Source organism: Nocardia arseniciresistens (assembly GCF_046764875.1).
Classification (GTDB): Bacteria; Actinomycetota; Actinomycetes; order Mycobacteriales; family Mycobacteriaceae; genus Nocardia; species Nocardia arseniciresistens.
The window spans coordinates 20445-39915 of the sequence record NZ_JBKORD010000004.1; the positions used below are offsets into that span (position 1 = coordinate 20445).

The window sequence follows — 19471 nt, forward strand, 5'->3', positions numbered from 1 at the left end:
GAAGGAAGTCTGATGACCACCGCACATCTGGAGCACACCGAACACGAGCACGCCCACGGCCCGGGTTGTGGCCACGCCGAGGTCACCCACGGCGACCATGTGGACTATGCCCATGACGGCCACCTGCACCGCGAACACGACGGCCATTGGGACGAATGCGAGCCTGCGGCCCACCTCGAGCACGCCGCCCACGACCATGTGCACGGCGAGGGCTGCGGCCACGACGCGGTCCAGCACGGCGACCACGTCGACTACCTGCACGACGGCCACCGCCACGCCGCCCACGACGGGCACTACGACGAACACTGAAACCTGTTGAATCGCCGTGCCTTCGGGCACGGCGATAGGTTGCTCGCCGAGTGATACCTGATGGAGTCGGTGTCGGCCTCTAGAGTCGACCGGGTGATCGAGGCACTCGAGATTCCTACCGAAGCGGGCACATTCGACGCGCTGTCCTGCGGGGAAACCGGGGGCCGCGAAGTCATGTTCCTGCACGGTTTCCCGGAAGCCGCCATCGAGTGGGAGTTCCAGCTCGACGCGCTCGGCGGCGGTGGCTGCCACGCCGTCGCCCCGGATCAGCGTGGCTATTCGCCCGGTGTGCGTCCCGAACAGGTCCTCGACTACCGGCTCGACGAGCTGGTCGGCGATGTCGCCGCGATCGCCGACGAGCTCGGCTGGCAACGATTCGATCTGGTCGGTCACGACTGGGGCGCACAAGTGAGCTGGGCGGCCGCGGCAGCCATGCCGGAGCGGATTCGCACCTTGACCGCGGTATCGCACCCGCACCCCACCGCCTTCCTTCGCGCCCTCACCGAAGATGAAGACCAGGCCCAACGCTCGCACTACTTCGAGCTCCTGCGCCGCCCCCGCGTCGCCGAGCGCCTGCTGCTCGCGGACGGCGCGACCGCGCTGCGCCAGATCTTCGAATGGAAGATCCCCGAGGAACGCGTCGACGACTACGTCGACCGCTTCACCCAGCCGGGGGCCATGACCGCGGCCCTGAATTGGTACCGGGCAATGCACCACGCAGGCCCCACCGCCGCCGTGACCGTCCCGACCCTCTACGTATGGAGCACCGAAGACACCGCCATCGGCTCCACCGCGGCTATGGCCACCGAGCGCTACGTCACCGGCCCCTACCGCTTCGAAATGCTCGAGGACATCTCGCACTGGATCCCCGAGCAGGCGCCGGAAGCCCTCACCCGCCTGATCATGGAACACCTACTCGCCCACCGGACCTGACCCCGATCACGAGAAGTTCCGCGATGGTGTCCCTCGCACGCCGCTGAGTCAGGTCTGGACTGTCGCGAAGGCTGCCCAGAGGATGGGGGAGTGCTCGATGGATTGTTCTGTGCGCCATTGGGTCAGGCGGGTTCGTTGCCATTCGGCGAGGGTGGTTATCGGGTCGGGTTGTTCGTGGGCGGAGTCTATGGCGCAGATGGCGTCTTGTAGTGGGTGGGCGGTGGCGGATGCGGCTGCCAGGCGTTGGAAGGCGAAATCTGTTGGGAGGGGCCATCTGCTGGCGGTGATGAGTTCGGCGCCGCCGTTGATCATGGCGGCGACGAGGCCGAGGGCTTCGGTGAAGCGCAGGTCGCCGCCGCTTTCGCAGGCGATGAGGGCGACTCGGCTCGGGATCGGCCAGAGTTGTGATCCGTCGAGGGGATCCGGGGTGAGGGTGTGTGTGCCAAGCAGTAGATCCTTGGCCGAAAGCGGGCGGTGCGCGCGGGTGGGAGTGGCGAAGCCGACGGTGTCGGCCGCGCAGGCCAAATGTAGTTCGGCGTCTTCGCTTCGGCCGGATTCCGGCGCTGCCGCGGTGACGTGACCCACGTAAACCAACCGGCTCGCGCCTTCTCGCAAGGACTTTCCGAGCCAGCGGCGGTCGATATCGGTACGGCGGAATGCTTCGGTCGGGTCGTCGACAGCGGGGACGAGGCGGTGTTGGGTGCTGTATTCGGCCACGCGTCGAGACAACGGTGCATCGGCGTCCATTCGGCCGAGCACCGATCCGAGCATGGAATCGGCGCGGTATCCCGGAATTCGCGGGTCGAGCACGGCCACAACGGGTTGGTCGCGCGTATCGGTCCAGGATCGGGCCGTCCGTCCCGGGCTGTGCACGATGCTGGCCGGGGCGAGCAGGCTGACATCCGCGATATCGACAAGGCGCAGCTCAGGACTCGGCGCGATGATCTCCCATGGAACCTGAGCCAGCCGCGGCGACGGCTGTAACCGAATATGCGGACGTACGCCGTGTATGTGCAGGTCGTACAACTGCGTGCCAAGTCCGGATGGCAGCAGCGCACGTGAAAGTGCCTGTGCGACCAGATATTCCGAATCGTAGGAGGTGAAGGCCCCGGTCGTCATGGCACGTTCGAGTGCGTCCGGGTCGGCGGGGTTCGGCAATGCGCCGCTCAACTGCCGGATGGCGTCGGTGATCGGAGCCTCGGGCAGCATGCTCGCGCCCTGGCTGTAGTCGTTGCCGATCCACCGCCATGACATGTAGAGATCACCCGCATCGGCCATGCGCACGATGACTGTCGGTTGTCGCGAGGTGATTGTCATGCGGGCAGCACCCTACTGTCGCGAACCGGTCGGCCGTAACGTTGCTCTGCGGCGGCGATGTGGGCGGCGAGCGCGATGTGTCCATCCGGGGCGAGGGCCAAACGCGGTGGTGGCGCGACCGGAAGTCCCGCACTTGCGGCGACCGCCGCCAGCGCCGTCCCGAGTTGCGGCGCGCCGCCGGATCGAATGCCGGTGCCCAGCTGCATGGGCAGGCGCGCCGCGGCGGGCGGCTCGTCGTAGGCCACCTGTGGATCGAAGAGCTCGAGTGGAAATTGGCCGCCGACTTCGTATTCGGTGCCGCCGGTAGTACTGGCATTCAATGCCGTACCAGCGCATTGTGTTTCGATGAGGTCGACGAGCAGTGGACCGTCGCCCGATAGGTAGGCGAACCGGAAGGCCATGCGCATCGCGGGGTCCGCGATCTGCCGATTCCATTGCTCACGTTGGTTGCCGTTGGGGAGCGTATAGCGCACCGCATCGATCGCGAGGGCCGAAGAGATGGCGAGATCAACTGCCCGCGAGAGCATCTCGGCATCAGGTGCCTTCGCGTGCTCGAGTGCGGTCTCCAGTAGAGCCGCGTGCCAGTAGTCGATTTGGGCGCAGTGCAATCCAAGCCCGCGCTCGGCATAGGCGGCGAAGGCCTCGGCGATAAGTGCCTCGCCGTCGTCGTATCGACCGGATGCGTAGTCCACGGTCGCCAGACGTACCTGCACATCGGCCGCGTCGAGCACCGCACCGGACTCGCGGAAGTAGGCCAGGCTGCGGCTGTAGAGCTCGTAGGCCCGATCGGTATCGGCGCGGCCCTCGGCGAGGAAACCCATGGTCTTGAGGCCGACGCCGGCGCGATACCCGAGTTCGGTCTGCTCGAAATACTCCTGGCTTGCCAGTAGGGGTTGTTCCGCCTGGTCGAAGCGGTCCAACCGGACGTACATGACGGCTAGATTCTGTTGTGTCTCGGCGACCGCATTCTGGTCGCCCGCGCCGTCGAAGGCCGCGAGCGCCTGCTGCGCGAAATCCAGGGCGAGCTCGCGGTGTCCGGTTTCGAAATAGATGCCGCCGAGGGTCGAGAGCGGATGTCCGGCCAGATGCGGCGCGAAACGCACTGCCGCGTCCAGTGATTCGGTGGCCAGCTCGATCGCGTACGCCCAGTCCTGGCGGTGGTAGGCAACCGCGGTCAACGACAGCAGGCAGGCCACGCGCAGATGGCTCTCGCCGTTGTGCTCGGTGAGCATTGTCCGCGCCTGTTCCAGCGCCTCTTGGGCGCCGTCGAGGTCGCCGACATGCTGTAGCGCCTGGGACAGATTGACAAGCGCGGCAGGACGTTTCTCGAACGCGTCCGCGGGCATCTCGGCGAGGGCTTCGCGAAACATGACGACGGCGCCCGCGTGATCGCCGAGCTCATCGCACATGCTCGCGGCGTTGACGAGCGCACTCACACGCAGGCCACCCGTGCTGGTGGCGGCGATCTTCTCGAACAGTCGCCGCGCCTCGGCGACCGCACCGCGGCTGTAGGCCGCGGCTCCCTCGGCAAGCAGCTCACTCCCGTCGTCAACCGCGCTTTCGTCGTTCATGTCAGAAGTCCGATTGCGAAGCGGCGGCGGCAAGCTCGGCGAGAAGCGGGGAGTCGAAGGCCGCGTCGTCGTCGCTTGCCGCGCGCCGCAGTCGCGCTGTCGCGACGTCTCGTACCCGCCGCCGGATATCGGAGCTACCGAGTCCGGGAGTGCCGACGCCGGGCACATAGAGGTCCACCGATCCGATGGCCTCCGATGCGATGGCCGTCCGGCCGGTCCAGGTGTCACCGACCAGTTTCAGCTCTGCGTCGATGATTTCGGCGCCGATGGCGACGAGCGCTCGCGGGCGCAGGTACGGCGGGACATTCGCGCCCAATTGCGGCGCGGCAACAGCATCCACCCGGACAGTCGTTGTGCCGAGAGCCCGGACCACCTGCCAGGACACCGCATGCTCGGAGGCATCGATGAGACCTGGTGGGCACCGGTGCCAGTCCCATCCGCCACTGCCTCGCGCGAGGACGAGGGCGCTCGGCTGCGTTTCGGACGCGGATCCCGCCGCCAATGCGTAGTCCTCTGCGCGAGAGGGGATTTCGATTGCCGACATCTCGTCGCCCGCAATGGGCTCGGCATTGCCGTCGACGATCAGCTCGCACTCTTCGCGCAGCGCGGCGATTTCCTTGTCGAGCAGCCGTTCGTCGAGCGATGCGATGTCGTCGATGGTCGAGGCGGGCCACCACCGTCGCGCCCAATGCGCGTATCCGAGCCGCCACGCAATCGCCACGAGTCCGGGTAGTGCCGGTTGCACCGTGAGTTCGGTTGCCGCACTGTCGAATTCTTCGAGGGCCAGCGCGATGCGCTCGCCGTAGATCGCCCAAATCCACTCTTGGGCGAGTTCCATGTCATCGATGACGGCGGCCGGAATCGGCTGTGCGGCGAGCAGGCTCCAGGTGAGGTGACCGCCGAACACCTCGAGCACCAAGGTGTCGACCGCTGCCGCACTGTCCAGCACGGTCGGTGCGCCCTCGGGTGCGATGATCCACTCACCGCCCTCGGCCTGTCGGACGGTCACCTTCGCGGTCATCAGCTCGCCTTCGATTCCGCCGAGTCCGGCTCTTTCACAGGGGAACTCACACTCAGTGCCTGCCTGACCCGCATTCGGTGGTCGAGCATGACCGAGCGGGCCACGCCATCGAGCAGATCCCACAGCTCGTCGGGCTGGTAGACACCGAACTCCCTGACATCACGGCCGTGCAGCCGAACCCATAGTCGCCGAAGGTAGGGCCGCCATGGTGTGCGCAGTTCGGCGGCGATGGCGGCCAGTGGGCCATCGGTCGCTTCGCCGTCATCTCGCACCGCGAGCCGACGCGCCTGTAGGACGTACGCCTCACGCTGCCAGCGCCCGTTGATCACTCGATGCGCCGTCGTCTGCGCATCCTGCGACTCGCCGACCACCCGGCGTTGACCTGTGAGCTGGGCGGTACCGATAACCTGCGCGCGGGCGTGTCCCTGGCCGTCGGACCCATTGCCCTCGCTGCGTTGCGCCGCCGCGGCGATAGGGCGCATGCCGAGCGCGAGCGCGATTCCCGCGGTCGCGGCGACTCGCAGTGATTCATCGAGAAGCGCCCAGGGGGAACAGCTTCGGGCGATCTCCTTCGTCACCAGTTCCGGAATCGGCGGCAGCTCGGCGCGCTCGCTCGATGCTTGCAGCACGGTGAAGACGCGCTCGTAGATGGTGCGATCGAACGGCAGGCCGAGGTTGGCTTTCGAGGCCGATGCGCCGAGCTCGGGCGGCTGGAGGGCGGGCCTCGTTGTCAGCCCGAGTTTGTGTGCGGTCGGCTCGGATCCATTGTCCCAGAGCCGCATTCCGCCATGGGTACCTACATGGGTAGCGACAAGGGCGTCGAAGGTCGCCTGTCCGTTCTCGCGGGTACGGCCGAGCCGGGCCGCAGCGCACGTCTCCAAGAGGGACAGCACGAGCAGGGGGTCCTCGCTCGTCGGCACGCCCACCGGCCGGCGCCGCCATGCCACTTCGATCAGCGCGGTGAGTTCGCTGATCCGCGCCACATCGGCGAGGTACTCCTTCAAAGCCTGCGTCGTGCGGCCCGCGGTGAATTCGTGAATATCACGCAGCGCGGTTTCGGCAAGCGCCCTGTCCCGTCCGGGATCCGGTGTGCCCGACGTCGTCGCGAGCTCGAAACACCGTTGGAAATATAGGTCCTGGGGGTTGCCCTCGGTGATCCGCAGCGACCGCCGGACCTGTTTGATCAGCGTGAACCACGCTGCCGTCGCGCGCAGAACGTCCGCGGCGGCATGCATTCGGGTGGCGAGCAGGGTCGCGCCGTCCGCGCTGAGTATCGAGCCCGCACAGAGCGGGTTCTGTACCGGGCGTATGACCAGTGGATCGAGGATGAGCTTGACGGTGCGGCTCAGTGGCCCACCGTGCGGCCCACTGAGGGCCTCGACGCCATCGAGTCGCCGCCAAACCTCGTCGAGCACCATCGCGCGCGGCCGTCGCATTCGACCAGGTTATCGGAATATCGGCCATTTCAGACGGTGAAAAACTGGGATCGGTAGGGCGCGATCGGTTTCTACCTTTCTCGTATCGGCTCCACACCGGGGCCGGATGAAGCAAAGGAACGAAATCATGACCACCAAGCCGGTCCGCATCTACGCCGCCGCCCTCACCGCCGCCGCCGCCCTCGCCTTGTTCGTCACCGGTTGCAGCGACGACTCGAGCGGCTCATCCACCTCGTCGGCGAAGCCGAGCGCGGCCGCACCTGCTACCCCGGCACCTTCGGGTAAGTCGGTGGCCTCGGTCGACGGTAAGGCGCTCGACGGAAAGTTCGACACCACCTGCGCCAAGCAGGGCGCCACATTGGCACTCGCACTGAGCGACACCAGCAATGCGACCTACGGCACCTTGAGTGTCAGCGCCTCCATCACCGGCGCCGACTCCGTCCAGGCCGTCGCGGTGGCGGGCACCAAGGGCGGCTCGAATGGCCTGCCATACGCGCTGGGCTTCGGCAACGGCATGCCAGGCGGCTCGGCGAAGGTCGTCAAGGACGGCAACACCTACAAGGTCACCGGTGAAGGCATCGGCGCCCCCGACATGACCAACCCGCTCGCGGGCCCTACATCGGCGAAATTCGATATCACCTTCGCCTGCTCGACCGTCGTCGGCGGCTGATCCCGGGCAACACCTCGAACCCGCTCGCGCCCTGCCACTGTGCATGGGCGCGAGCGGGTTCCGAGTTCTCCGCACAGCCAATTCTCAAAGGAACGTCATGAAAACCATTGCTCGCTCCCTCGCCGCCGCATTCGGCGTCCTCTCCTTCGGCTTCTACCTCTGGCACGGTCTCACCTGGGCTCCCGCCAGCGAATACGACAACAGCGTGCTCGCCTGGGTCGGTCCACAGATGGTGCTGCCGATCATCGCGCTCACCGTGGTCCCCATCGTTTTCGCCTTCACCGGCGAAGGCATCCTGGAGGCGTTCACCGGAGGCAACAGCTCGACTTTCCGGCATGGTCTCGTCGGCATCGGAACCGTCAAGTCGTTCCGCCAGACCGGGCTCAGTGTCAACGATCAGCCGCAGGTGCGCATCGAGTTCAGCGTCGAAGGCTTCGACGGCAAGATCTTCGACTCGGCGGCGAAGATGATCGTCCCGCTCACCGAACTCGCCCTGCTGCAACCCGGTGTTGTGCTGCCGGTGCGCTATCTGCCCGGTCGAACCGACAAGGTCGAGGTGGATCGCTCGGGCGATATGTCGGCCGCGCAGCAGGCGATGAACGAGTCCATGATCCGAAAAGGTTTCACCACCAAGGGGAAACTCGATATCGCCGCTCGTGGCAGCACCGCGCAGGCCGTAGTGCAATCGCTGTCGGTCCCGGGCGAAATCCGCGACGGTCACTCCAAGATCGAGCTGGGCCTGGTCGTAACCCGCCCCGATGGCACAACATTCGCCACCCGCGTCGAAAAGTTTCTGCCCCCGGCCAGTGTCGCCCAGGTTCAGGTCGGCCGCATCCTTCAGGTCCACTACCTGCCGGAGAACGAGCAAGAGGTCGTGATCGCCCTGCAAGTCAATGCCTGACCCCGGCGACGAATGTCGCTCTCGCTTCAACCTGGAGTGCGAGAGCGATATTCGTTTTTCGCAGCATGTTGTGGCGTTCGGTTTGCTCGGCAAACTGAGGGTTACCTAATTGGTCGTTCGTTCATCTGATTGTTTCCTGTGACTGGTTTGGGGCGTTTATCGTGCGGCGCGTCGGACCAATCCAGGAGTCGCCGTGAAACCCCTCGCTCTCTTCGTGAAGCATGACGGCCAGTCGTCGCGCGCTTCGGTCACCTGTGAATACAAATGCGCGAACGCGTGCTTCCATGAGGTGCCCAACACCTCCGACGGTGAGTACTTCGGTGACATCATCAGCTCGCTGAATCGTCGTGGGCTGATCAAGGGCGGCGCCGCCGCGGTGCTCGCGGTCGGTGCGGGCAGCGTGCTCGCTGCCTGCGGCGACGATGCCGCCACCGGTACGGTCATCCCGACCAACACGCCTGTGGGGCCTGCGGGCACCGGCACCGCCTTCACCGCCGTCGCGCCGAACAAACAAGACGCGATCACGATCCCCGACGGTTACGAGCAGTCTGTCGTGATCCGCTGGGGCGACCCGCTTTTCGCGGACGCACCGGCCTTCGACTTCGAGAAGCAGACGCCCGCCGCTCAGGCGAAGCAATTCGGTTACAACAACGACTTCGCCGCGCTGTTGCCGATCGAGGGGCATGCCAATAGCTCCCTGCTCGTGGTCAATCACGAGTACACCACCGGTCCGCACATGTTCCGTGGCTACAACAAAGACGTGCCGACCGACGAGCAGATCGCGATCACGATGGCCGCGCACGGCCTCACCGTCGTGCAGGTCGAGGGCGAGTCGGGTACCGGCAAGCTGACAACGGCCTTCGGTAAGTACAACCGCAGGATCACCGCCACAACCGAGTTCACACTGATCGGTCCCGCCGCGGGCAGCGAATTCGTCAAGACCTCCGCCGACCAGACCGGCACCAAGGTCCTCGGCACCTTCGCCAACTGCTCCGGTGGCGTAACTCCATGGGGCACGGTGCTTTCCGGCGAGGAGAACTTCCACGGCTACTTCGCCAACGGCGACAAGGTGACCGAGACCGCGGAAAAGCGGGTCAAGCGCTACGGATTCACCGCGGGCAAGACCCTCAATCAGTGGGAGCGCGCCGACAAGCGGTTCGACATGGCGCAGGAACCGAACGAGGCCAACCGATTCGGCTACGTCGTGGAGGTCGACCCGTGGGATCCCACCTCCACCCCGATCAAGCACAGCGCGATGGGCCGGCTCAAGCACGAGGGCGCCACCATCTACGTCACGAAGAACGGCGACGTCGTCTCCTACACCGGCGACGACGAAAAATTCGACTACATGTACAAATTCGTGTCTTCCCGCAAGATCCAGTCCGGTACCGGCCAGGCCAGCATGCGGCACAACCTGACCATCCTGGACGCGGGCACGCTGTACGTCGCCCAGCTGGCAGGCAACCACGCGGACAAGATCGACGGCAACGGCGCGGTGCCATCGGACAAGGGTTTCACCGGCACCGGCAAGTGGCTTCCGCTGCTCGAGACGGGAGACGACGGCAAGGGCAAATCGCTCGTCGATGGCATGAGCGCGGCCGAGGTCGCGGTGTTCACTCGGCTGGCCGCCGACAAGGTCGGCGCGACCAAGATGGATCGCCCCGAGGACTTCGAGGCGAACCCGTATACCGGCAAGGTGTACGTCGCGCTGACCAATAACGACAACCGCGGCAAGGACGGCAAGCAGGGGGCCGACGAGGCCAACCCGCGCAACCTGAACAAGAACGGCCAGATCCTCGAGATCGACGACGATCACGCCGGGACCGAGTTCACCTGGTCGCTGCTGCTGGTCTGTGGTGACCCGGCCGCCGCCGACACCTACTTCGCCGGTTTCGACAAGACCAAGGTCAGCCCGATCTCCTGCCCGGACAACCTCGCGTTCGATCCCTACGGCAACCTGTGGATCTCCACCGACGGCAATGCGTTGAAGTCGAACGACGGCCTGTTCTCCGTGGTGCTCGAAGGCCCGAATCGCGGTGCGACCAAACAGTTCCTCACGGTGCCACGTGGCGCCGAGACCTGCGGTCCGATCGTCACCGAATCCCGGGTCATAGTGTGCGTGCAGCACCCGGGCGAGGCCGACGACGCCACCCCGGAGAACCCGCTGTCGCACTGGCCCGATGGCGGTGACAAGCAGCCGCGCCCCTCGGTCGCGGTGGTATGGAAGAAAGATGGTGGCCGGATCGGGGTGTAACGCTCGGCGGGCCACCCGCGATAACAGAACAGAGACCGCTACTCATCCTGCAGGGAGTAGCGGTCTCTTCTTTTTTCTCAGCTGCTGCCGAGCATGCCGCCGCTGTTCGCGTAACGCGCGAAATCCCCCTGGGCGCCGCTGTATACGTTCACGTCGGTGCCGCCCGCGATGCCGGGGACACTGGCGCTGTCGGTGGTCTGCCAGAACGTCCACGTCGGCCAGCCGCCGGGCACCTCGGGTTGATCGTTGCCGCGATAGTCGGCGATCCAGAGCGGGTAGTGCGTGAACTCGTTGGTGTCGGCCATGGCCGATTTCCAGAAGTTCGGATAGGTGTAGATGATCGGAACCCGGCCGGTCAGCGCCCGCACGGTATTCAGATAGCGGTGGGTCCAGTTGATCAACCCGGCGGGGTCGAGCCCACCCGCGTTCTCCATATCGAGAACGGGCGGCAGGTCCAGCGGCCCGTTCTGGCCCAGCACCGTGGCCGCGTACAGCATTGCCTGCGGCTCGGGCGGCAGGTTCGGCCGTGCGTAGTGATAGGTCCCGCGCGCGACGCCTGCCGCGCGCATCAGCAGGCTGTCCTGGACGAAGTACGGGTTGACATAGTCCAAACCCTCGGTGGCCTTCACCATCGCGAAGTCGTGGCCCGAGCGCCGGACCGCGAACCAGTCGATGAACCGGCCGTCGACATGCTGCCAGGACGACACATCCGGTCCCCTCGGTGCGGCGACGGCGGTGCCCGGAACGGTAGCGGTGAGGATGCCGCCCATGGCGATCGCAGACAACGCGAGAGCGTGGGTCGATCTCCAACGAGTGTTGTCCATGGTGTTCGACGATAGCCACTCATGGTTGATGTGACCAGCGTGACAATTGGGGCATTTGCACAATATTTACCGGCTGCCGCGCCGGCCATCCATGAAGTGGTCGATATCAGCCGAGCCAGTCGAGGACCGATGCCGCCGTCCATGACTGCTGCATACTGCCGAGCGGTTCGCCGGTGAACGGCTCGTAGTACTCGGCGAAACTGCCGTCGCTGGCCTGACGCAGCCCCTCGGCGCGGAGCATGAACGAGCGTTCCGCCCAGCCGCGGCGGGCGAAGACCCAGGAGAACAGCCAGCTCATCACCGGCCAGACCGGGCCGCGCCAATACTCGCGCGGGCGGAAGTCCTTCGACACCGGTGACGTCGAGGGCGGCAGCGCGTAGCGCAGATCAGGGTGCCCGCAGAAGCGCGGACCCTCGAAAAGGCGCAGCAGGCTGCGTTCGGTATCGCGCGGGAGGCCGCCGCACAGCAGTGGCGCGAACATCGACAGCGTCTCGGTGTCGATCCTGCGGTTGAGCCGCACATCGAAATCCCTTGCCGCACCCGTGCGCGCGTCGGCGGTCTCGACCACGCCGGTGCGGAACCGGTCGGCCCAGCTGTAGAGGTCGCGCACATCGGCGTGCGGCTGTTTGTACTCCTCGCCGATATTAGCGAGCACCTCGCAGGCCAGCGAGAAGATCGCGGTGACGAAGACATCCTCCACCGCGAAACTCATCGTCGAAGCCAGCTGGTAGTCGTCGTATCCGGCCCTGCGCATCTGTTCGACCAGCCAGAGGTAGCGGTCGTATTCGCGGTCGCTCGGTCGCTGCGACCGGTCGGCGACCACAAGGACGTCTTCCCGTCGATACGGCGGCAGGTCGCCGACCACCACGTTTTGATAGGCCCGGTCCCAGCGCGGCGAATTGTCCATCCCCGATTCCCAGCCGTGATACAGCGTGATCCGGCCGGTTTCCTTGGGATCGCGCGCGTGCGCCATCCAGCGGTGCCAGCGCACCAGATCCGGCCACCTGCGATTGAGGAATTCCTCGGCCACCGCCCTCGTACTGCGACCGTGCCTGCGCGAATGATCGAGAATGCGCTGCACCGCGATGGCGTGCACGGGCGGCTGGGTTATCCCGGAGGTATCGGCGCCTTCCGGCGCGTTGACGGCGAGTTTCTTGCACTCCCAGCGGGACGGACCAGGGAAGTAGCCGTCGACGCCGTTGGCGAAGACGATGTGCGGGATCATCCCGTTCTTCCACTGCGCCGAGAGCAGCGTATCCAGCTCGATGACCGCGCGTTCGACGCTCAACGGGGCAAGGCCGACCGCGACGAAAGCGGCGTCCCAACTCCACATGTGCGGGTACAGCCTTGGCGCGGCGCTGGTCATGGTGCCCAGGTCATTGCCCCGCAGCAGATAGGCAGCACGCGCCGCGAGCTGTGTCGGGGTGAAACCGGAGTGTGCCATCCCTCTATTCTGCGATGACACCTGTAGGTACGCCCGCTGGGCGGGGTCCGACGTTGCGTTCGACACAGCGTTCTGTCGCAAGTTCGACTCAGCCTCGAGTCGCCCGCTGGTGACCGGCTCGTATTCAGTTGATCGCACCCGTGCCCCGTCCGTGGAGATTGTTGTACCGCGTATGCGTGCATCGCGACGCATGCGGACAGTGCTACGTGTTCCCCGGCGAGTTTCGGCGAAACTACTACGGTGAGCCCATGACCTCCGCCGTGACCAGTATCCCGAAGCCGACCGCGCTGATCACCGGCGCCAGCCGCGGTCTCGGCGCCGCCATCGCGCGCGAGCTCGCGCCGACGCACGATCTGTTGCTCGGCGCCCGCTCGGCGCAGGCGCTGCACGACATTCTCGGTGAACTGCCCTGCGCGACAGGCTGGCCCGTCGAATTGACCGACTATCCCGCGGTGGCCGAAGCGGTCGCGCCGATCCAGCGGCTGGATGTGTTGGTGCACAACGCCGGTGTCGCCGATCTGGGCGTCATTGCCGAATCCTCGGTAGCGCAGTGGCGACATACGTTGGAGGCCAACGTGATTGCGGTAGCCGAGCTGACCAGATTGCTGCTTCCCGCATTGCGTGCGGCCAATGGCCATGTAGTACTGATCAATTCGGGCGCGGGGCTGCGGGCGAACGCGGGCTGGGCTTCGTATGCCGCGAGCAAGTTCGCGATGCGCGCCTTCGGTGACGCATTGCGTCTGGAGGAACCCACCTTGCGGGTGACCTCGATCCATCCCGGTCGGATCGATACCGACATGCAGCGCGAGATTATCGCGGGGGAGGGGCGCGAGTATCAGCCCGAGGAATTTCTCACCGCCCAGACCGTCGCGGGCACGGTGCGCAATGCCATCGACACTCCGCGCGACGGTCATCCGACAGAGATCGTGCTGCGGCCCTACTGAGTTTCGGCTATCCGTGCCACCAACCGCGGGCGATGGACGTAGTGCCGACCTTCCCGCGCAGTCCGGAACGGTAGTCGAGACTGCGCGGGTCGCCGGCGGCTACGCGACGATGTTCACCAGACGCCCTGGCACCACGATGAGCTTGCGCGGTGGTTTGCCGTCGAGCAGTGCCGCGATCTTCTCGTCGGTGAGCGCGGCCGCCTCGATCGTCGCGTTATCGGCGTCGGCGGGCACCTGAATTCGGCTGCGCACCTTGCCGTTCACCTGGATCGGGTACTCGATCGAGTCGTCGACGAGCAGGGCGGGATCGGCGATCGGGAACGGACCGTGCGCGAGCGACTGGTTGTGGCCCAGGCGTTCCCACAGTTCCTCGGCGATGTGCGGCGCCATCGGTGCGAGCATCAGCACCACCGGCTCCACCGCCGAACGCGGCGCACCAGCGGGATAGGTCTTGGTGAGGTGGTTGGTCAGCTCGATGAGTTTGGCGCCTGCGGTGTTGTCGCGCAGTGCGGCCAGATCCTCGTCGACACCGGCGATCGTCTTGTGCACAAGACGCAGCGTCGCATCGGTGGGTGCGGCGTCGGTGACCCGAAGCCCGCCGGTCTCCTCGTCGATGACCAGTCGCCACACGCGCTGCAGGAAGCGGTGCGCGCCGACGACATCCTTGGTCGCCCACGGCCGGGATGTGTCCAGCGGCCCCATCGACATCTCGTAGAAGCGGAAGGTATCGGCACCGTACAGATCGCACATCTCATCGGGAGAGATGGCGTTCTTCAACGACTTCCCGATCTTGCCGTACTCCTGGAAAGCCTCGATCTCGGTGCCGGTGTCGTCGGTCCAGAAGAACTTGCCATCGCGCTCGACGATTTCGGCCGCGGGCACGTACGCGCCGCGCTCGTCGGTGTAGGCGTGGGCCTGGATGTAGCCCTGGTTGAACAGTCGACGGTAGGGCTCGTACCCGGTCACATCGCCGAGGTCGAAGAGCACCTTCTGCCAGAACCGCGCGTACAGCAGATGCAGCACCGCGTGCTCGACGCCGCCGACGTACAGGTCGACGCCGCCGGGATCGTCCGCACCGTGCTCACCCGTGCGCGGACCGAGCCAGTACTGCTCGTTCTCCTCGGCGCAGAACGCGTCGGTGTTGGTCGGGTCGGCGTAGCGCAGCTGGTACCACGAGCTGCCCGCCCAGTTCGGCATGACGTTGGTGTCGCGCCGGTACATCTTGGGGCCGTCGCCGAGATCGAGTTCGACATTGACCCAGTCGGCGGCCTTTGCCAGCGGCGGGGACGGCTCGGAGTCGGCGTCGTCGGGGTCGAAGGTGACCGGGGCGAAGTCGTCGAATTCGGGGAGCCGCACCGGCAGCATGGAATCCGGCAGTGGATGCGGTGCGCCGTCCGCGTCGTAGACGATCGGGAACGGTTCGCCCCAATACCGCTGTCGCGCGAAAAGCCAGTCGCGCAGCTTGTATTGGATAGTGCCCTTGCCGTGCCCCTCGGTCTCCAGCTTCGCGACAATGGTGGCCTTGGCCTCCTCGACTGTCAGCCCGTCGAGGTAGCCGGAGTTCACCAGTGCGCCATCGCCGTTGTGCGCCGCGATGGTGATGTCGCCGCCCGCGATGACCTCGACGATGGGCAGGCCGAGCGCCGTGGCGAAATCCCAGTCCCGCTGGTCGTGACCGGGGACGGCCATGATCGCGCCGGTGCCGTAGCCGCTCAGCACGTAGTCGGCGATGAAGACCGGCACCAGTGCGCCGTCGGCCGGATTGGTCGCGTAGGTGCCGAGGAAGACGCCGGTCTTCTCCTTGTTCTCCTGGCGCTCCAGATCCGACTTCGCCGCGATCGACTTGCGGTAGGCCGCAACGGCTTCCGCCGGTGTCGGGGCGTTCTCGTTGGTCCAGCGCGGATCGGTGCCCGCGGGCCATGCGGTCGCGGTCAGTTTGTCGACCAGCTCGTGCTCGGGAGCCAGCACCACATACGTCGCGCCGAACAGGGTGTCGGGCCTGGTGGTGAAGACCTCGATCTGTTCGCCCGCGGCGTCGAACTTCACCTGCGCGCCACGCGATCGCCCGATCCAGTTGCGCTGCATGGACTTCACGTTCTCCGGCCAGTCCAGCCGATCGAGATCGTCGACAAGCCGGTCGGCGTAGGCGGTGATGCGCATCATCCACTGCCACAGGCGCTTACGGAATACCGGGAAGTTGCCACGCTCGCTGCGGCCCTCCGCGGTGACCTCCTCGTTGGACAGCACCGTGCCGAGGCCGGGGCACCAGTTGACCATCGAATCGGTCTGATACACCAGGCGGTAGGAGTCCAGCAGCGCCGCGCGCTCGGCGGCGTTCAGCGCGTCCCACGCGCGGCCGTCCGTTGTCGGTCGCGCACCGGAGGCGAATTGGTCCGCCAGCTCCGAGATGGGGCGGGCTCGATCCATCTCCAGGTCGTACCAGGCGTTGTAGATGCGCAGGAAGATCCACTGTGTCCAGCGGTAGTACTCCGGATCGGTGGTCGCGAAGGAGCGCCGCCGGTCGTGCCCGAGCCCGAGCCGGTCCAGCTGACGCTGCATGGTTGCGATGTTCGACTCGGTCGTCACCCGAGGGTGCGCGCCGGTCTGCACCGCGTACTGCTCGGCGGGCAGGCCGAACGCGTCGTAGCCGAGCGCGTGCAGCACGTTGCGCCCACGCATCCGGTGATAGCGCGCGAAGACGTCGGTGGCGATGTAGCCGAGCGGATGCCCGACGTGCAGGCCGGCACCGGAGGGGTACGGGAACATATCCTGGACGAAGAGTTTGTCCACCGGGACTTCGCCCGCGAGCGGGCCGACCGGGTTCGGCGCATGGAAGGTTCCTCGCTCCTCCCACGCCCGTTGCCACCGGTCTTCGATACGCACGGCGAGGCCAGCGTTATACCTGTGCTCCGGTACATCACTTTCGGTTGCACGAGTGTCCTGCACGGTCCTGCCTTCTTGTTTCGCCGATCCCCGACATAACTACCTCTATCAGGGTAGAACGTCCGGGTCGTAGTACCGAAAATCGGGCCGGGCCGGAATTTCGCGCGACGCGTGGATGAGCCTGCCGGGTGCACTGTGCCACGGTCCATCCGATGCGTTGGCGCGCTTGTGCCGCACTGGTTTCCGGACTTTCACACCGGTCGGCTTCAGCGCCGCGCACTCGGCGGACTCGGATGGTTGCTGTGTTCACCTGTGACGGGTCGGCCATGTGGAACGCGCTTGTCCGGGGTGGTTCCGAGTCGGGTGCTGGACAGTTGCGGGGGGAGCGGCCGTGCGCGGCCGAGTGGCGGTGCGCTAGCCTCACTGGGTGCTCGTTGTCGCCCTAGTCCTGTTCGTGCTGGCCATTGTCGCCATCGCAACCGGCGTGCTCGGACTGACCGGCAAGCTCCCGCGCAATCGCTTCGTCGGGGTACATACCGACGCCGCCCTCTACGACGACGAGACCTTCCGTATCGCCAACCGCGTCGCCGCCCCCACCTCGGTAGCGGCAGGGGCCCTGCTCTTCGCCGGTGGTCTCGTCGCAGTGGCCGCGGCCACGGTCCCCGCGCTCATCGTGGCCGCCGGCACCGCCGTCGTCGCCCTGTTCACCCTCGGTGCGGGCGCCAACGCCGCCGCGCAGTCGGTCGCCGGTCTGGTTCCCGCCGAGGAAGTCGGCGGCTGCGGCCAGTCCTGTGGCGCCTGCTCGTTGCGCGACGCCTGCCAACCCGCTGGCTGATTTCGTCTTCTAGGAGGCCTCCGGTATCGGAGCGAAATCACCGCGCGGCGAGAAAGCGTGCAATACGGCGTTGTCGGCCTCATGATCTCCGACCGTGATGCGGGCGCTCCCATCGAGATAAGCCTTCGCCGAGATACCGGCCCGCCGCAGCGTGGTCGCGGCGCCCGGTCCCGGTAGATAGAGGAAATTGGCGTGGCTACGCGGGACCGGGATACCGCGGTGGCACAGCGCATTCCGCAGTGCCTCCCGCTCGGCGGTGATGCGCACGATGCGCGCGGCAAGCTCGGGTTCGGCGGCGTATGACGCGGCTACCGCGGCCACCGCCGCCGAACTCACTCCGAATGGCAGCTGCAGTCTGCGTACTCGGTTGATCAGCTCCCCGTTCCCGATGACGTATCCGATGCGCAGGCCCGCCAGCCCGTACGCCTTCGAGAAAGTACGCAGTACCAAGAGATTCGGGTGCCGATGTAGCAGCGCCGAGGTGTCGATCCGGTCGGCGGCGCCCAAGAATTCGACATAGGCCTCATCGAGGATGACCGGCACCCGCCGCGGCACGGCATACAGGAACGCCTCCAACAGTCCGACCGGAACAACGGTGCCGGTCGGATTGTGTGGACGGCACACCACCACGAGACCGGTGCGCTGGTCGACGGCCCTGGCGATGGCGGGCAGATCCTGGTTACCGCCCGCGTCGAGCGGCACCGGGACGATGTCGAGCCCGGCCATCTCGGCCATGATCGGATAACCGTCGAAGGTCGGCGCCCCGTAGACGATCCCGGCGCCCGGCGTCGTCAGCGTTTGGATGATCTGCATGGCGACCCCCGTCGCGCCCGACCCGACCACGACCTGATCGGGGTGCAGGCCGAGGTGGGCGGCGATCAGTTTCGGCAACCGGCGCGGCAGGAACTCCGGATAGCGATTAGCCTGCGCCAGTACGCCGTTCACCGCTGCCAGCACCGAAGGCAGTGGCGGAAACGGGTTCTCGCTCAAGCTCAGATCGAAACGAGTCGTCGCCCGCTCCGGCTGGTGCAATCGCGACGGTCGTGTTTCGTCGGCAAGTCGGATGCTGATCACGCCGCGCCCCATCGTACGGCCGCCGCGCCGGCGAAGTCACCCGCGTGCGCGAATGCCGACATCAGCACCACTGACCCATTGCGCAGCCTGCCTGCCCGGTTCTCCACATCGAGGGTGACCGGAATACCCGCGGCGAACAGGTTTCCGCACTGCTCGAAGGTGTCGGGATGTCGCTCGGCGGGCAGTTCGAGCGCGTCGTGCCAGTTGCGAAGGAACAGCCGGTTCGGCTGATTGGTGACGAAGGTATCGATATCACGCCCCTTCACCCCGATCCGGTCGCACACCGCCAGCGCGACCTCGGGGACAAGACGGTTGCCGCGCGCGAACACCTTGGTGATCTTCGATTCGGTGAAGCTGACGCAGCCCGCACCCTCGCCGGGCTCCCAATACTTGCGGTCGCCATTGGTGGAGAACGACATATCCCCCGCGAACTCGGGATAGGTGCGGCATTCGATGTCGAGGATCGGCGCGCTGTCGTCCTTCACGAGCAGGCCGACGCCGCATCCGTCACCGGGCACCGGTGCCTGTGCGAGCTTGCGGATATCGGGCTGGGTGAATACCGGGCCCGCACAGTTCTGTGATGTCGCGATGAGGGCAGTGCGAGCGTCGGTGGTCTGCAAGATCATTCGCGCCATAGCCATCATGTGCACGAAGGCCGCGCAGCCGCCGTTGTGCACGTCATAGACGAACCCGGGTCTCGCGCCGAGCCGGCGCGCGACCTCAGGGCCACATCCCATCACCGGATTGTCCGGGAGCTGAGTGTGCGTGATCAGCACGTCGATGTCCGAAATAAATCGCGCGCCATGGCGTTCGATGAGCGGTGCGACAGCGCGCTCGACCATATCGACCGCCGTCTCGTCCCTGTCCACATGATGACGGGCCTTCGGTGAGCGGAACATGACATTCTTCGCCATCCGGTCCGATCGGCTGTACTGCGTGAAGTATTCGGTACCGACCGGCTCGCCGGGCAGGTAGCTCGCCACGTCCACCAGGCTGACGGCCGGCAAGCGCGGAGAGTCACGGTTGAGATTGTTCGCGGTAGCCATCGGTATGCC

The 19471-nt window shown here is 66.1% G+C and carries 16 protein-coding genes; 7 read left to right on the forward strand and 9 right to left on the reverse strand.

Annotated features, from left to right (window positions below; all coding sequences use genetic code 11):
- Positions 1 to 12: 12 nt before the first annotated feature.
- A complete protein-coding gene (locus tag ACLMAJ_RS07890) occupies positions 13 to 309 on the forward strand; it encodes a hypothetical protein (RefSeq protein WP_412012869.1) in 297 nt (98 codons plus the stop codon).
- A 93-nt stretch (positions 310 to 402) separates the two neighbouring features.
- Complete coding sequence (locus ACLMAJ_RS07895; protein ID WP_412012870.1) at positions 403 to 1242, forward strand: alpha/beta fold hydrolase; 840 nt, start codon at positions 403 to 405, stop codon at positions 1240 to 1242.
- A gap of 48 nt (positions 1243 to 1290) precedes the next feature.
- Here ACLMAJ_RS07895 and ACLMAJ_RS07900 read toward each other — a convergent pair whose 3' ends face one another.
- The 4 genes from ACLMAJ_RS07900 to ACLMAJ_RS07915 are packed head-to-tail and all read right to left on the reverse strand — an operon-like array spanning position 1291 to position 6569.
- Positions 1291 to 2559 carry a CHAT domain-containing protein gene (locus ACLMAJ_RS07900; RefSeq protein WP_412012871.1) on the reverse strand — a complete coding sequence of 423 codons (1269 nt, stop codon included), beginning with the start codon at positions 2557 to 2559 and terminating at the stop codon, positions 1291 to 1293.
- Entirely contained in the window at positions 2556 to 4130 is a 1575-nt protein-coding gene (locus tag ACLMAJ_RS07905; RefSeq protein ID WP_412012872.1) for a tetratricopeptide repeat protein, read from the reverse strand. The genes ACLMAJ_RS07900 and ACLMAJ_RS07905 overlap by 4 nt, the downstream gene beginning before the upstream one ends.
- Position 4131: 1 nt before the next feature.
- Entirely contained in the window at positions 4132 to 5151 is a 1020-nt protein-coding gene (locus ACLMAJ_RS07910) for a hypothetical protein (RefSeq protein WP_412012873.1), read from the reverse strand.
- A complete protein-coding gene (locus ACLMAJ_RS07915; protein WP_412013251.1) occupies positions 5151 to 6569 on the reverse strand; it encodes a hypothetical protein in 1419 nt (472 codons plus the stop codon). Before ACLMAJ_RS07915 ends, ACLMAJ_RS07910 begins: the two co-directional genes overlap by 1 nt.
- A 145-nt stretch (positions 6570 to 6714) precedes the next feature.
- Between ACLMAJ_RS07915 and ACLMAJ_RS07920 the strand changes: the two genes are divergently transcribed.
- The 3 genes from ACLMAJ_RS07920 (at position 6715) to ACLMAJ_RS07930 (ending at position 10412) form a co-directional block, all read left to right on the forward strand.
- Positions 6715 to 7257: a lipoprotein LpqH gene (locus tag ACLMAJ_RS07920; RefSeq protein ID WP_412012874.1), complete on the forward strand. Its 543-nt coding sequence runs from the start codon at positions 6715 to 6717 to the stop codon at positions 7255 to 7257.
- A gap of 97 nt (positions 7258 to 7354) precedes the next feature.
- Positions 7355 to 8158: a hypothetical protein gene (locus ACLMAJ_RS07925; RefSeq protein WP_412012875.1), complete on the forward strand. Its 804-nt coding sequence runs from the start codon at positions 7355 to 7357 to the stop codon at positions 8156 to 8158.
- A 193-nt stretch (positions 8159 to 8351) separates the two neighbouring features.
- Positions 8352 to 10412, forward strand: coding sequence for a PhoX family protein (locus tag ACLMAJ_RS07930; protein WP_412012876.1), 2061 nt, complete (start codon positions 8352 to 8354; stop codon positions 10410 to 10412).
- A 77-nt stretch (positions 10413 to 10489) separates the two neighbouring features.
- Here the strand turns inward: ACLMAJ_RS07930 and ACLMAJ_RS07935 are convergent, their stop codons facing one another.
- Both ACLMAJ_RS07935 and ggh read right to left on the reverse strand, forming a co-directional pair.
- On the reverse strand, positions 10490 to 11236 hold the full coding sequence (locus tag ACLMAJ_RS07935; protein ID WP_412012877.1) for a glycoside hydrolase family 25 protein: 747 nt from the start codon (positions 11234 to 11236) through the stop codon (positions 10490 to 10492).
- Between the two features lie 106 nt (positions 11237 to 11342).
- The gene (gene ggh, locus ACLMAJ_RS07940) at positions 11343 to 12680 is read right to left on the reverse strand and encodes a glucosylglycerate hydrolase (protein ID WP_412012878.1); all 1338 of its coding nucleotides are present in this window, start codon (positions 12678 to 12680) and stop codon (positions 11343 to 11345) included.
- 248 nt (positions 12681 to 12928) lie between these two features.
- Between ggh and ACLMAJ_RS07945 the strand changes: the two genes are divergently transcribed.
- The gene (locus ACLMAJ_RS07945) at positions 12929 to 13624 is read left to right on the forward strand and encodes an SDR family oxidoreductase (protein WP_412012879.1); all 696 of its coding nucleotides are present in this window, start codon (positions 12929 to 12931) and stop codon (positions 13622 to 13624) included.
- A 99-nt stretch (positions 13625 to 13723) separates the two neighbouring features.
- Here ACLMAJ_RS07945 and leuS read toward each other — a convergent pair whose 3' ends face one another.
- Positions 13724 to 16570, reverse strand: a complete 2847-nt coding sequence (leuS, locus tag ACLMAJ_RS07950) for a leucine--tRNA ligase (RefSeq protein ID WP_412012880.1) — start codon at positions 16568 to 16570, stop codon at positions 13724 to 13726.
- Positions 16571 to 16934: 364 nt separating this feature from the next.
- On the opposite strand from leuS, the gene ACLMAJ_RS07955 reads away from it, so the two are divergent.
- The gene (locus ACLMAJ_RS07955; protein ID WP_412012881.1) at positions 16935 to 17342 is read left to right on the forward strand and encodes an SdpI family protein; all 408 of its coding nucleotides are present in this window, start codon (positions 16935 to 16937) and stop codon (positions 17340 to 17342) included.
- A gap of 9 nt (positions 17343 to 17351) precedes the next feature.
- Here the strand turns inward: ACLMAJ_RS07955 and ACLMAJ_RS07960 are convergent, their stop codons facing one another.
- Entirely contained in the window at positions 17352 to 18428 is a 1077-nt protein-coding gene (locus tag ACLMAJ_RS07960; protein WP_412012882.1) for an aminotransferase class I/II-fold pyridoxal phosphate-dependent enzyme, read from the reverse strand.
- On the reverse strand, positions 18413 to 19462 hold the full coding sequence (locus ACLMAJ_RS07965) for a 3-oxoacyl-ACP synthase III family protein (RefSeq protein WP_412012883.1): 1050 nt from the start codon (positions 19460 to 19462) through the stop codon (positions 18413 to 18415). Before ACLMAJ_RS07965 ends, ACLMAJ_RS07960 begins: the two co-directional genes overlap by 16 nt.
- Positions 19463 to 19471: the final 9 nt, after the last annotated feature.